This window comes from Saccharopolyspora antimicrobica (assembly GCF_003635025.1).
In the GTDB taxonomy this organism is placed as follows: domain Bacteria; phylum Actinomycetota; class Actinomycetes; order Mycobacteriales; family Pseudonocardiaceae; genus Saccharopolyspora; species Saccharopolyspora antimicrobica.
Genome location: NZ_RBXX01000002.1, coordinates 2,929,331 through 2,942,254 on the forward strand (window position 1 = coordinate 2,929,331; position 12,924 = coordinate 2,942,254).

Here is a 12,924-nt window from a genome sequence, read left to right on the forward strand (position 1 = left end):
GGGGAGAAGTGTCCTTCCGGGTGTCCGATCGGGGCGGTGCCGTTCGTGGTGGGAGTGGAGGCCGCGATGCCGGGGAGCGAGCATGGAGCTGACGAACCTCTCCGCCGGATCGCGGCCGTCCCGGAGGGCGTGAGGATCCAGACCGCAGAGGAGTCGACGTGCAGTACCTGGTTTCCGTGATCGACGACAAGACCGCTTCCGCCACCGCGGAGGAGATGACCGCCATCAAGGCGTTCAACGAGCGGCTCCAGGCCGAGGGGCACTGGGTCTTCGCCGGCGGCCTCAACGCGCCCAGCACGGCCACCGTCATCGAGCACCGGGACGGGGAGCCGATCTTCACCGACGGGCCCTTCCTGGAGTCGAAGGAGCACCTCGCCGGGTTCTGGGTCATCGAGGCCCCCGACCTCGACGTCGCGCTCGAGATCGCCGCCGAAGGCGCCGAGCGCTGCAACCGGAAGGTCGAGGTGCGGCCGTTCCTGTGAGCCCGGTCGAGGAGGCGCTCAGCCGCGCGCACCGCGCGGAGTGGGCGCGGCTGGTCGCCGTGCTGACCAGGCGCTTCGGTGATCTCGACATCGCGGAGGAAGCGGCGGCCGAGGCGTTCGCGACCGCTGTCGAGCGGTGGGCTGCCGACGGCGTGCCGCCGAATCCCGGTGCCTGGCTGACGACCACCGCCGTCCGCAAGGCGATCGACCGGCTCCGGCGGGAGAGCAAGCGCGAGGACAAGCACCGGGAGGCGTTGTCGATGCACGACGAGCAGGAGCCCGTCGGGGCCATCGACGACGAGCGGCTCCGGCTGCTCTTCACCTGCTGCCATCCGGCGTTGGCGATGGAGGCGCGGGTCGCCCTGACGCTGCGCATGGTCGGCGGGCTGACCGTGCCGGAGATCGCGAGCGCGTTCCTGGCGCGGGAATCCGCCATGGGCAAGCGGATCACGCGCGCGAAGAACAAGATCAAGGCGGCTCGCATCCCGTACCGGGTGCCGTCGGCGGAGGATCTCCCGCGACGGGTTTCCGGTGTGCTCGCAGTGCTCTTCCTCGTCTTCAACGAGGGCTACCTGGCGACCGGTCCCGGCACCGATCCCGTGCGCCAGGAGCTGACGGCCGAGGCGATCCGGCTGACGCGGCTGGTCCGCGGCCTGCTGCCCGACGACGGCGAGGTGGCCGGGCTGCTGGCGCTGATGCTGCTCACCGAAGCCCGCCGCGCCGCCCGTGTTTCGGACAGCGGTGAGCTGATCACGCTCCACGAGCAGGATCGCGGTGCCTGGGACGCGGATTTGATCGCCGAGGGGCATCGGCTGGTGCGCGAGCGCCTGGCCGCGGGAGCGGCTCCGGGGCGCTACCAGATCCTCGCCGCGATCAACGCCGTGCACACCTCCGCCCGCGACGCCCGCGATACCGACTGGTCGCAGGTCGTCGCGCTCTACGACCAGCTCGTGCGCCTCGACCCGTCGCCGATCGTCGCGCTCAACCGGGCCATCGCGGTCGCCGAGATCGACGGCCCGGAAGTGGCGTTGGCGGCTGTCGACCGACTCGCGCTGAGCGGTTATCACGCCTTCCACGCGACTCGCGCTGATCTGCTGCGAAGGCTGGGCCGCGTGCCGGAATCGCGCTCGGCGTACGGCAGGGCCATCGAGCTGGCGGGCAACACCGCCGAGATCGCCTACCTGACACGCCGCCGCGACCAGCTGGAGTAGCGCGGCGTGCCAGGAGGCGTTCGGTCAGGCGTCCACCCGGTGCACCGAGCGGATCCCGCGTGAATCAGGCCGAGGCGTCCGCGAGCACCTGGCGCTCGTCGTCGGTCAGCAGCAGGTCGTGCAGCGCGAGCAGCGCAGGCAGCTGCTCGACCGTGCGGGCGGAGGCGATCGGCGCGACCACCGTGGGCTGCTGCGCGAGCCAGGCCAGCGCGACGGTCGCCATCTCCGCACCGCGGGCCGTCGCGACCTCCTCCAGCGCGGCGAGGACCTTCACACCGCGTTCGGTGTCCGCGTAGCCGCCCGCCAGGCCGGGCATGTCGCGCACGCTGTCGACGGTCTTGCCCGGGCGGTACTTGCCGGTCAGGAAGCCGGAGGCGAGCGCGAAGTACGGGACGCAGGCCAGGCCTTCGCGCTGCACGATCTCCTGCGGCTCGCCCTCGTAGGTGTCGCGCGAGACGAGGTTGTACTGCGGCTGGAGCGCGACGTAGCGGGCCAGGCCCTCGCGGTCGGAGAAGGCCAGCGAGGCGGCGAGCCGCTCGGGGCTGATGTTGGAGGCGGCGATCGCGCGGACCTTGCCCGCCTTCACCAGGCCGTCCAGCGCGGTGATGATGTCCTCGACCGGGACGGACTCGTCGTCGAAGTGCGTGTAGTAGACGTCGATGCGGTCGGTGCCCAGCCGGCGCAGCGAATCATCGGCGGCGGCCGCGATGTTCGCCGGTGCGAGGCCCTTGCGCGCCGGGCTGTCGCCGACCTTGGTGGCGACGACCACGTCGTCGCGGTTGCCGCGCGCGGCCAGCCACTTGCCGATGATGGTCTCGGACTGGCCCGCTTCGTTGCCGGGGAAGTGGTACATGTAGGAGTCGGCGGTGTCGACGAAGTTGCCGCCCGCTTCGCGGTAGGCGTCGAGCACCGCGAACGATGCGGCTTCGTCGGCGGTCCAGCCGAACACGTTCCCGCCCAAGCACAACGGGGAGACGGACAGGCCGGACGAGCCCAGTGGGCGAAGTGCGGTCATGGTTGATTGAACCACGGCCCGCGCATCCGCCGAGGCGGAAGGCTCGTGCCGGCAAGTCCGTTCGGCGGCAGCCGGTCGGTCCAAATAGGACACGTGCTCGACTGGACACCGCAGCCGGTTTTTCAGGCCCGCATGTGCTCCTGCGCCCAGGCCTCGAAGCTGGTGAGCGGGATGCCGAGGTCCCTGGCGAACTCGGGGCGTGCCGGCTGCTCCGCCGTGTTGAGCCACTCGTGCCCGGCACCCATGGGCGGCATTCCGGCGGCGACGGCCTGCTCCTCGGTCATGTCGGGCGCGGACAGCCGGGTTCCGAGCACGCGGGAGAGGACCTCGGCGATCTCCCGCATCGACAGCAGGTCGCTCGCCAGCTCCAGTTCGGCCCGGTCGAACCGCTCCGGTTCGGCGATGGCCGCCGCGGCCGCCGCACCGATGTCGTCCACCGCGACCAGGGAGAGCCGCGTTCCGGGTTTCACGACGCTGACCAGGCCGCCCTCGATCCCGCGCGGGAACAGGAAAGCGGTGGCGGGCAGGAAGTTCTCCATGAAGAAGCTCGGCTTGAGCAGGGTCCAGCGCGGAAACCCGGCCGCGCGGAGGCGTTCCTGGAGCGCGGTCTTGGTGCTCATGGCGTGCTCCAGCATGGCCCACCGGCCGTCGGCCCAGCCGGGAGTTCCGGTGTGCTGACCGGCACCGGAGACCGAGGTGTGCACGAACTGCGGCACTCCGGCGGCCAGCGCGGCTTCGATGAGGTTGACGCCCTGGACCAGTTCACCGTCGAAGTCGGGGCCGTCGGCGGTGAAAGCGGGCATCTGCACGGAGAAGACGGCGCGGACGCCGTCGGCTGCCCGGCGCACTGAATCGCGGTCGTGCAGATCGCCCGGGACCAGCTCGGCACCGAGCGCTTCGACGGCCTTGGCCTTGTCGGCGGACGGGTTGCGGACCAGAGCGCGGACGGGAACGCCCGCCGCGAGCAGAGCGCGCGCGGCGGCGCCTCCCTGCCTGCCAGTAGCGCCGGTGACCAGGACAGGTGCGGGCATGAAGTGCCTCCTGCGGGATAAGTGGCGGGGTCCGCCGTTTCTCTCCCGGTACAATATGGCGGGGCCCGCCATTTGGCAAACCTGGAGGTGACGCGATGCCCGAGGGACAGCGTGCGGATGCCCGGCGCAACTACGCGCGCATCCTCGCGGTGGCGGAGCAGGAGGTCGCCGCGCACGGCCCGGAAGCCTCGCTGGAGCAGATCGCCCGCATCGCAGGAGTCGGCTCGGCGACGGTGCGCAGGCACTTCCCCTCTCGGCAGGCATTGCTGGAGGCGGTCTCCGAGAAGCGGATCGAGGCGCTGCGCCTCCGCGCCGAGGACTTGGCGGGCGAGCAGAACAGTCGTGATGCGCTGCTGACGTGGCTGAGCGAGGTCGTCGCCTACTGCGTCTCCGCCCGAGGTCTGGCTGCCGCGCTGGCCTACGACGAGGATCCAACGCAGAACGGCTGCGCGGCGGCGCTGGAGGAGGCCGGAAGAGACCTGCTGGCCCGTGCGGCGCGGGACGGTGCGGTGGCGCCCGACGTCACGGTCGCGGACCTGCTCTCGCTGATCGTCGGCATCGTCCTGATCAGCCAGTACGCCCCCGACCCCGAAGCCCGGGCGGACCGGCTGTTCCAGCTGGCCGTGGCGGGACTCAGCCCGCAGCGCTGACCTGCTCCAGCATCGTCAGGTAGGCGTCGAGCTTGCCCGCGCCGGCGAGGAGCCTGCGGCTGCGCGTGGTCAGCCGGGCCTGCCACGAGTCGAGGAAGGCGGCCAGCGGTTCCGCTCCGCCTGCCTCGCGCAGCGAGTCGACGAACTTCGCGACCTGGGGCAGCGGATAGCCGCCTCGCCGCAGTTGACGTGCGATTTCGGCGTCGCGCACGCAATCCGGCCCGTACTCGCGGTAGCCCGTTGTCCGGTCGCGCTCCGGGCGCAGGATGCCGTGGGTCTCCCAGGTCCGCAGCGTGGCCGGGTGCACGCCGATGCGGCGCGCGAGTTCGCCGACGGTCAGCGGCGGACCGGTGACCGTCGGCGTGCTGGACAGGGAGCTCAGAGCCGATGCGACCTCCGTGCGGGTGTCGCGCTCGGCGAGCAACGAGACGTGCGCGGCGTCGATGAGCCGGTAGGCGGACTCGGTGTCGCCGCGGTTGCTCGCGCGCATGATCTCCACGGCCTGCTGGTGCCCGTGGCCGCCGCGCAAGGCGAGGAAGGCGCGCAAGGCCAGCGCGTGCAAAGGCGTGTAGCGGCGGTACCCGGTCTCGCTGCGCTCGGTCGGCGGGAGGACGCCCGCCTCGTCGTAGTTGCGGACCGCTTGGGCGGACAACCCGTGCTCCCGGGCGAGGTCGATCGGTCGCAACGCGGACCTCCGATTGAGGCTTTGAGCAGCAATTACCAGGTGGAATTCGCCGGAGTTTCACACGAATCTTCAACGATAGCGTCGAGGGCACCGCAAATCCGAGAAGGGGTGCTCATGTCCATTGCCGAGATCGGCCGCCAGCTCGACGACCTTGGTGGCGCCGTCGACGACCTGCTCGCCGCGCGGCCCGAACCGCCGGTCCTGCTCGGGCTCGGCGAGCCCACGCACGGCATCGAGGCGTTCCCGTTGCTGCGCAACGAACTCCTGCCCGAGCTGGTCGCACGCGGATACCGGTCGATCGCCTTGGAGACGGATCACTTCGCCGCGTCCGTCGTCGACGACTACGTGGCCGGGCGAGCGGCGGACGTCGATGAGGTGCTGGAAACCGGGTTCAGCCACCGATTCGGTGCGGCGCCGGGAAACCGCGAGCTCGTCGAATGGCTCCGCGCGCACAACGCCGAGCGCGACCCGCGGGACCGCGTCCGCTTCTACGGCTTCGACGGGCCGATGGAGATGTCCGGTGCGCCCAGCCCGCGACGCGCGCTGACCGCGGTCATCGACTACCTGCCCGCACTGGAGTTCCCGGACGTCGATGCGCTGCTCGGCGACGACGCGGACTGGGAGAACCAAGCGGCCATGTACGACCCGGCAGCGTCCATCGGAGGCTCGGACCGCGCTCGCGCGCTGCGCATCGTCGCCGACGACCTCGTCAGCGCCCTGCGCCGCGCGGCACCGGGCCTGCGCCGCCAGAACCCGGACGCCTACGACCAAGCCGCCGCGCACGCGCGCACGGCCCTGGGCCTGCTGCGCTATCACGCGGCCATGGCCAGCACCTCGCCCGACCGGATCGCGGCCTTGCTCAGCCTGCGCGCCGAGATGATGGCCGAGAACCTGCTCGCGATCGTCGCCCGGGAACAACGCCGCGGACCGACCCTGGTGTTCGCGCACAACGCGCACCTGCAGCGCGCGAAGTCCGACATGCAGTTCGGCGGGGACGAGGTGAGCTGGGACGACGCGGGCGCGCTCGTCGAACTCGCCCTCGGCGAGCGCTACGTGTTCCTGGCGACCGACGCCAATCCCCGCAGTGCGCCGGGCACCCTCCAGGGCGAGCTGGCCGGGGCGACCACCCGCCGCGCCCTGTTCCCGGCGCAAGCCCTGCGCGCCGCGCTGCCCCCGTCGACCACCGCGGGAGAACCGATCGTGCCCGGTCACCTGCCCCTGAAACCGGAGCAGCTGGCGGGCGCCGACGCGGTCATCTTCATCGCCGACACCGACGGGAAGCAGCACCAGTTCTGGTGACCGGGCCGTGTCCGGATGTGACAGCCGATCGTCATTGAGGACATCACCGGCAGCGGTGACCATGGAGGCATGTCCATCGCGCACCGCGTCGTCATCGCGGTCTTCCCCGACGTCGACCTGCTCGACGTCACCGGCCCGGCCGAGGTCTTCGCGCTGGCCAACCGGGAGACCGCCGGGCGGGCCGGCTACCGGGTCCGGCTGGCCGGGCCGGTCGCCGGCGAGGTCCGCACCTCGGCGGGGGTGCGGATGCTCGCCGACGTGGCCTTCGACGAGGTCGGCGATGACGTCGACACCCTCCTGGTGCCGGGAGCGGTCGACATGACCGACGACGGGCCCGTCGCCCGCATCGATCCCGACGTGGTGGCGTGGGTGCGGGAGACCTCCGCGCACGCCCGGCGCGTCGCGTCGGTGTGCGTGGGCGCGCACGTGCTGGCCGCCGCCGGGCTGCTGGGCGGCAAGACAGCGACCACCCACTGGTCGACCGCCGCCCAGCTCGCCGCCGAGCACCCGGACGTCGCGGTCGATCCCGACCCGATCTTCGTGCGCACCGACGGCGGCAGGCTGTGGACCGGGGCCGGTATCAGCGCCTGCCTGGACCTGGCGCTGGCCCTGGTCGCCGAGGACCACGGCGAGCAGACGGCGCTGGCGGTGGCCCGGCAGCTGGTGATGTACCTGAAGCGGCAGGGCGGGCAGAGCCAGTTCTCCGTGCCGTTGAGCCGCCCGGCAGGCCGACGGGACATCGACGAGTTGCGGGTGTGGATCGCCGACCACCTCGACGCGGACCTGTCCGCGCGGGCGCTGGCCGAGCGGATGTGCCTGAGCGAGCGGCACTTCGCCCGCGTCTTCAAGCAGGAGACCGGTACCAGCCCGGCGACGTACGTCGAAGCGGCCCGCGTGGAGCTGGCCCGCCGCCTGCTGGAGACCACCGACTGCCCGCTCGACCAGGTCGCGGCGGCCGCCGGGCTCGGCTCGGCGGAGACCCTGCACCGCGCGTTCCGGCGGCAGCTGGCCACCACGCCCGCGGCGTACCGGAGGCGCTTCCGCACGCCGGCCGCCTGACCCGGCGCTCGATCTCCCCTCGGCGAAGGGGTGCTTCGCCATGCCCGTTTACCGGACGAGAGGACGTTCCATGACATCCAAGACCCTGCGCGACGTGATCGGCCTGAACGCCGAGCCGCCCCGGCTGAGCGAATCCGCGCTGATCCTGATCGACCTCCAGAACACCTACCGGACCGGCGTCATGGCCCTGGACGGCGCCGAGGAGGCCCTGGCGGCGGCCGCCCGGCTGCTGGAGCGCGCGCGGGCGGCGGGAATCCCGGTCGTCCACGTCATCAACGACGGCGGCGAGGGCACGCCCTACGACATCCGAGCCCACATCGGCGCCATCAGCGACGAGGTCGCGCCGGTCGACGGCGAGCCCGTGGTGGTCAAGCAGTTCCCCAACGCCTTCCACGCCACCGAGCTGGAGAAGACGCTGAAGGACCTCGGCGTCGGCGGCGACCTTGTGCTGGCCGGCTTCATGACGCACATGTGCGTCACCTTCACCGCCCAGGGCGCCTTCAACCTCGGCTACCGGCCCACGGTCGTCGCCGAGGCGACAGCCACCCGGCCGCTCCCTGCGCCGGACGGCACTGCGCTGCCTTCGTCTTCGCTCCAGGCAGCGGCCCTCACCACGATCACCGACCTGTTCGGCCTCGTCGTCCCCACCGCCGAGTCCCTCCAGGGCTGACCGTAATGTCCACTGTGGAAAGCGGGGGACGTCGATCGCAGCGCCGAAAGGCACCTGCTGGTGAGGTGGTTCGGGCCGCCGCTGGCCTAATAGTCGATTGTGGACTGAACCGCTCACGGGCAGCTGGTGCCGCGCGGCGGCAGCGCGCCGGTCGTGAGGTAGTCGTGCACGATCTCGCGGGTGCAACGGCTTTCGCCGCTCAGGTACACGGCGTGGTAGCCCTCGACGCCGAACCAGCGGGCTCCGGGCAGCTGCGACGCGACGTGCCTGCCCTCGGACGGGGCGGTTGCCGTGTCGTGCACACCGTTGGCCAGCAGGACCGGCGGTAGCCCGGGGGCGTGGATCGGCCGAGGTGGGTAGGTCGCGCCGGGCAGCCCGAGGCAACGGGTCGCGACGAGCGGCAACTTCCAGCCGATGCGGGGCTCGACGGTGCGCAGTTCGCCGATCAGCTCGGCCGTCGGCTCGTACCGCGGTGCGGGGAAGTCCGCGCACTCCGCGTGGAAGGTGAGGCCGGCGGGCAGGACGGGGGTGATGCCGAGGAAGTCCGAGGCGTCACCGGCATCGGCCTCGGCGATCGCCGAGGTGATCATCGGCCAGGCCGCTTCGATCAGCAGCAACGCGCCTGACCTGGTGCGGAACTCCTCGCCGGTCAGCTCGCCCGATCCGCCGGGGATCGGGTGCTCGGTGGCCTTCGCCAGCACCCGGTCCCACACCACCAGCACGCTCTCACCGTGCAGCGCGCAGTCCGCGTTCGCGGCGCACCAGCGGTCGATCCGGGGCAGGTCGGCGCGGACCTGGCGCATGATCGGGTCGTAGTGGGCGCGATCCCGGGGCCGGGTGTGGTCGACGACGCTGTCCAGGTACATGCGGCCGACGCGGTGCGGGAAGAGATCGGCGTAGACCTGCCCGTACACGGTGCCGTAGGAGTTGCCGAAGTAGTTCAGCCGCCGCTGGCCGAGAGCCGCGCGGATCGCGTCCACGTCGTGCGCGACCTGCCAGGCGTCCAGCCGGCCGGCGAGATCGCCGATCGTGTCGGAGCACGCGCGGTCGTACTCCCGGCCGCTGCGCTCGTGCTCCGCCCAGAGCCCGGCCGGATCCGCCATGACCGGCAGCGGATCGGGCAGCGCGGTCGGGCAGGTCACCCCGGCGCTGTCGCCGAAGCCGCGCGGGTCGAACGCGATCACGTCGAACCACTGGGTGAGCTCGGTGAACCTGTCGCGCTGCCGGCGCAGCGCGTCGGTGCTCTCGTCCGGCCCGCCGAGATTCACCAGCAGCGGCCCGAGTTTGCGCGACTGGTCCTGCGCCGGGAGCTTCGCCAGCGCGATCTCGATGGTCCCGGCACCGGGATCGCGCCAGTCCACCTGAACCGGTACGTCCAGGCACTCCAGCCCATCACCGCAATCCCGCCACTCCGCGGCGTTCGCCACCGGAGTGCTCGTCAGCAGCAGGCAGATCGCCGCCGCACCGGCCAGAACCGCTCGCATGCCAGGACCTTCCTGCCGAAGGGACTCCTGGGCGAATGTCCCAAGCTTTCAGGCGCCGTTCGTCGGGGTTCTCCCCGAGATCGCCCCTGGTAGGTCAGCAGAGGTCGCGCAGGCTGAGCGGGGCGGGCGGCGGGAGAGGTTCGGCGTGCTCGGCTCGCAGGGAGTTGAGCAGGTAGCCCAGCAGTCGGCGCGACGCGGCCGGGGTCGTCACGCCGTTGTTCGCCATGAGCAGCAAGGGGAGATCGCTGAGCGCGAAGTCGGCGCGGAGCGCACCTGCCTCCTTGGCGCGGTCGGCCAGCGTGGCGAAACTGCGCAGCGCGCGGTCGAGTTCCTGGTCGACGTTGACTGTTTCGGGCAGCGCCGCGAGGAAGGCCGCGCTGAAACCGCGGTCGTCGGCCTGCATGGCGAACACCTTCTCGAGCACCGAGCAGAACCCGCGCCACGGATCGGGATCGTCCAGCGCCTCGTGGACGACCGCGGTGCAGTTCGCGAACCGGTCGGCGAACGCCTCGGTGATCAGCGATTCCTTCGTGGGAAAGCGGCGGTAGAGGGTGGCGACGCCGACCTCGGCGCGCCGGGCGATCGCGGCCATCGGCACGTCGAGGCCGCGCTCGGCGAACAGCGCACGCGCCACCTCGACGATGCGATCGCGGTTCTGCTGCGCGTCGACGCGCAGCTCGGGCAGGTGAGACGGCTCCGTGCTCATCGCTCTCACTCTAGCTCAAGTGGAGGGGGTGCTCCACTTTTCTTGCTAGCGTTGTCCCTGCAGGTAGATGGTGGTTTCAAGAGCGAATCGAGGAGTCTCATGAGGGTCGGCGGAGCACGGACGGAGCGCATGGTCGGCGGCTTCAACGCATGGATGATCGCGCTGAGCCGATCGCCGCGGTGGGGCCGGTTGGTCCGCAAGCACTTCACGGTCATCACCTACACCGGCCGGCGCTCGGGGCGCACCTTCACCGCCCCGGTCGGCTACCGAAGAACGGGCGACACCGTCACGATCGGCGTCCACGTCCCCAACGCCAAGAACTGGTGGCGGAACTTCACCGGCGAAGGCGGCCCGATCACCCTGGACCTCGACGAAACCGATCGCGAGGGCCACGCGATCGCCCGCCGAGACGAGAAGGGCCGGGTCACGGTCACCGTGCAACTGGCGGACTGACGGCCTCCGCACCCCCGCCCGGCCTCACCCCCGCAATTTCAATGGAAATCAGAGGTCCGATTTCAATGGAAATCGCATGCCGGAAGCCGGAGCGGGGCGAGCGGGCACCTGAAAAGACCTCGTCCTTCGCGGGTTTCGTGGCAGCATGGAGCGATGATGCTGATCCGAAAGGGCGATGCCGCGTAAGCGGCCGGGCGCGTTGCGCGCCGACCGATCCGACCACCGCCGACCGATCCGTCGTGGGCCGTCGGCGGAACTGGACGAGGTGACGGTCCGGCGGCTGTACTGGAGAGTGCGCGTCGAGGGGCCGCTGGAGCGGTACCGACGCTTCCTCAGGCAGCCGGGGCGACGGCTCTACTTGCCGCGAGCGGACCTCTACTCGCCGCACGATCCCGCCGAGGCGCGGGACGAACTGGAGCGGCTGAAGTCCGAACTGCCACCACGAGCCCGCGGTGAACTGCGGCGGATGCTGGCTCCGCTGGACGAGGAACTCCGGCGGCGCACGATCCGGGACCCGTACGCCGCGAGCGTAGGTCGCTTGTACGGCACGCCGTGGTGGTGGCACCGGTTGCGCGAGGACTTGTGACCAAAGCCCGTGAGCGGTTTGGGGTGCTATGGCAACTCAAACCGCTCACGAGCCGGAAATCACGTCGTGCCCGTGCGCGGTGGGCTGCTAACGTCGTCGGTGTGAAGCGCGCTGGTCTGACTACGACGCCGGACGACGTCCCGGCGCGCTGACTGCTGTTCTCGCGAAGCTCCGGGGCGGGTGCCCCGGAGCTTCGTCGTGTGGTCACCCGCCTCATCACCGGTGAGGAGACCACCATGCACGACCACCGCAAGCTCGGCCGCGAACTGGGGCTGTTCGACACCGACCCGCTGATCGGCGCCGGGCTGCCGTACTGGCTGCCCGACGGCGCCGTCGTGCGGCACACCCTGGAGGAGTACATCCGCGACGCCGAGCGGCGGGCGGGATACCGGCACGTCTGCTCACCGGTGCTGGGCAAGCGCGAGCTGTACGAGATCTCCGGCCACTGGGAGCACTACCGCGACGACATGTTCCCGCCGATGGATCTCGGCGGCGAACAGGTGGTGCTGCGCCCGAGCCTGTGCCCGCACCACGCGGTCGTCTACCGGTCCCGCTCGCACAGCTACCGGGAACTGCCGCTGCGGATGGCGGAACTGGGCGGCATGTACCGCTCGGAGCTGTCCGGCGTGCTCGGCGGCCTGACCCGCGTGCGCGCGATCCAGCTCAACGACGCGCACATCTTCTGCACCCTCGACCAGGTCGCCGACGAGGCCGCGGCCGCGCTGGAACTGATCCGCAGCGCCTACGCCGCGATGGGCATCAGCCCCGCCCGCTACCGGCTCTCGCTGGCGGGCGAAGGCGGGAAGTACGTCGCAGCACCGGAGAACTGGAAGCGCGCGGCCGCCCTGCTCACCGAGGTCCTCGACCGCAGCGGCCTGGAGTACGAGGCCGTCGAGGGCGAAGCGGCGTTCTACGGCCCGAAGATCGACGTGCAGGTCGCCGACAGCGCAGGCCGCGAGTCGACCCTGTCCACCGTGCAGGTCGACTTCCACCAGCCCGAGCGGTTCGACCTGCACTACACCGGCCCGGACGGCGCCAAGCACCGGCCGGTCATGGTGCACCGCAGCATCATCGGCAGCGTGGAAAGAGCCGTCGCGCACCTCATCGAGGTGCACGGCGGGGCCTTCCCGGCCTGGCTGGCGCCGACCCAGCTCGTGATCCTGCCGATCTCCGACGCCGAGCTGCCGCACGCGGATCGCTTCGCCCGGCGGTGCCTGCAACGAGGTCTGCGCGCGGAGGTCTCGCCCCCGGACCGGGGCAGCCTCGGTGCGCGCATCCGCGAAGCCCGACTGGTGCCCTACCAGGTGGTGATCGGCGCGAAGGAGGCCGAAGCGGATCTGGTCTCGGTGCGCCTGCGCGATGGTCAACGCCTGGACGCCCAACCGGCCGAGGAGTTCCTGGCCGGTCTCGGCCATCTTCGGTCCTCAGTGGACTGAACGTCCCTTTTTCGGGAGGTGTGGCAACCACCGGGGCCGTTGGACGTCTGAACGGGTATGAACACCCGACGCATGCGGAACGACTGGAGCGCACGGCCGGTGGCACCCGCCCCGAGGCCTGCGCCGCCCCGTCCTGCGAACGGCATGCGGGACGACT

Annotated in this window: 14 protein-coding genes; 9 read left to right on the top strand and 5 right to left on the bottom strand. The window is 71.2% G+C overall.

The features are described 5' to 3' along the window. The first annotated feature begins 158 nt into the window (after positions 1 to 158). Positions 159 to 482: a YciI family protein gene (locus ATL45_RS14320; protein ID WP_093151261.1), complete on the top strand. Its 324-nt coding sequence runs from the start codon at positions 159 to 161 to the stop codon at positions 480 to 482. Beyond that, positions 479 to 1,693: an RNA polymerase sigma factor gene (locus ATL45_RS14325; protein ID WP_093151265.1), complete on the top strand. Its 1,215-nt coding sequence runs from the start codon at positions 479 to 481 to the stop codon at positions 1,691 to 1,693. The genes ATL45_RS14320 and ATL45_RS14325 overlap by 4 nt, the downstream gene beginning before the upstream one ends. A 64-nt stretch (positions 1,694 to 1,757) precedes the next feature. Here the strand turns inward: ATL45_RS14325 and ATL45_RS14330 are convergent, their stop codons facing one another. Next, positions 1,758 to 2,708: an aldo/keto reductase gene (locus tag ATL45_RS14330; protein ID WP_093151268.1), complete on the bottom strand. Its 951-nt coding sequence runs from the start codon at positions 2,706 to 2,708 to the stop codon at positions 1,758 to 1,760. 122 nt (positions 2,709 to 2,830) lie between these two features. Next, entirely contained in the window at positions 2,831 to 3,739 is a 909-nt protein-coding gene (locus tag ATL45_RS14335; RefSeq protein WP_093151270.1) for an NmrA family NAD(P)-binding protein, read from the bottom strand. 95 nt (positions 3,740 to 3,834) lie between these two features. Here ATL45_RS14335 and ATL45_RS14340 point away from each other — a divergent pair, with 95 nt between their 5' ends. Next, on the top strand, positions 3,835 to 4,389 hold the full coding sequence (locus tag ATL45_RS14340; protein ID WP_093151273.1) for a TetR/AcrR family transcriptional regulator: 555 nt from the start codon (positions 3,835 to 3,837) through the stop codon (positions 4,387 to 4,389). On the opposite strand, the gene ATL45_RS14345 is transcribed toward ATL45_RS14340, so the two are convergent. Continuing rightward, positions 4,373 to 5,074 carry a TioE family transcriptional regulator gene (locus ATL45_RS14345; RefSeq protein WP_093151277.1) on the bottom strand — a complete coding sequence of 234 codons (702 nt, stop codon included), beginning with the start codon at positions 5,072 to 5,074 and terminating at the stop codon, positions 4,373 to 4,375. The genes ATL45_RS14340 and ATL45_RS14345 overlap by 17 nt on opposite strands. Positions 5,075 to 5,188: 114 nt before the next feature. On the opposite strand from ATL45_RS14345, the gene ATL45_RS14350 reads away from it, so the two are divergent. From ATL45_RS14350 to ATL45_RS14360, 3 genes are all read left to right on the top strand, one after another. Continuing rightward, positions 5,189 to 6,373, top strand: a complete 1,185-nt coding sequence (locus ATL45_RS14350) for an erythromycin esterase family protein (protein ID WP_093151612.1) — start codon at positions 5,189 to 5,191, stop codon at positions 6,371 to 6,373. Positions 6,374 to 6,442: 69 nt separating this feature from the next. Then, positions 6,443 to 7,432 (top strand): GlxA family transcriptional regulator, encoded by a 990-nt coding sequence (locus ATL45_RS14355; protein ID WP_093151281.1) that lies wholly within the window; start codon positions 6,443 to 6,445, stop codon positions 7,430 to 7,432. A 70-nt stretch (positions 7,433 to 7,502) separates the two neighbouring features. Beyond that, positions 7,503 to 8,102, top strand: a complete 600-nt coding sequence (locus tag ATL45_RS14360) for an isochorismatase family protein (RefSeq protein ID WP_093151286.1) — start codon at positions 7,503 to 7,505, stop codon at positions 8,100 to 8,102. Between the two features lie 113 nt (positions 8,103 to 8,215). Here ATL45_RS14360 and ATL45_RS14365 read toward each other — a convergent pair whose 3' ends face one another. Further along, on the bottom strand, positions 8,216 to 9,586 hold the full coding sequence (locus ATL45_RS14365; RefSeq protein ID WP_093151290.1) for an alpha/beta fold hydrolase: 1,371 nt from the start codon (positions 9,584 to 9,586) through the stop codon (positions 8,216 to 8,218). A 94-nt stretch (positions 9,587 to 9,680) separates the two neighbouring features. After that, a complete protein-coding gene (locus ATL45_RS14370; RefSeq protein ID WP_093151294.1) occupies positions 9,681 to 10,292 on the bottom strand; it encodes a TetR/AcrR family transcriptional regulator in 612 nt (203 codons plus the stop codon). Between the two features lie 99 nt (positions 10,293 to 10,391). On the opposite strand from ATL45_RS14370, the gene ATL45_RS14375 reads away from it, so the two are divergent. From ATL45_RS14375 to thrS, 3 genes are all read left to right on the top strand, one after another. Further along, positions 10,392 to 10,745 carry a nitroreductase/quinone reductase family protein gene (locus ATL45_RS14375; protein WP_093151297.1) on the top strand — a complete coding sequence of 118 codons (354 nt, stop codon included), beginning with the start codon at positions 10,392 to 10,394 and terminating at the stop codon, positions 10,743 to 10,745. A gap of 175 nt (positions 10,746 to 10,920) precedes the next feature. Further along, entirely contained in the window at positions 10,921 to 11,331 is a 411-nt protein-coding gene (locus tag ATL45_RS14380) for a hypothetical protein (RefSeq protein ID WP_143121610.1), read from the top strand. A gap of 155 nt (positions 11,332 to 11,486) precedes the next feature. Next, complete coding sequence (gene thrS, locus ATL45_RS14385; RefSeq protein ID WP_093151305.1) at positions 11,487 to 12,767, top strand: threonine--tRNA ligase; 1,281 nt, start codon at positions 11,487 to 11,489, stop codon at positions 12,765 to 12,767. The last annotated feature ends 157 nt before the right edge of the window (positions 12,768 to 12,924 follow it).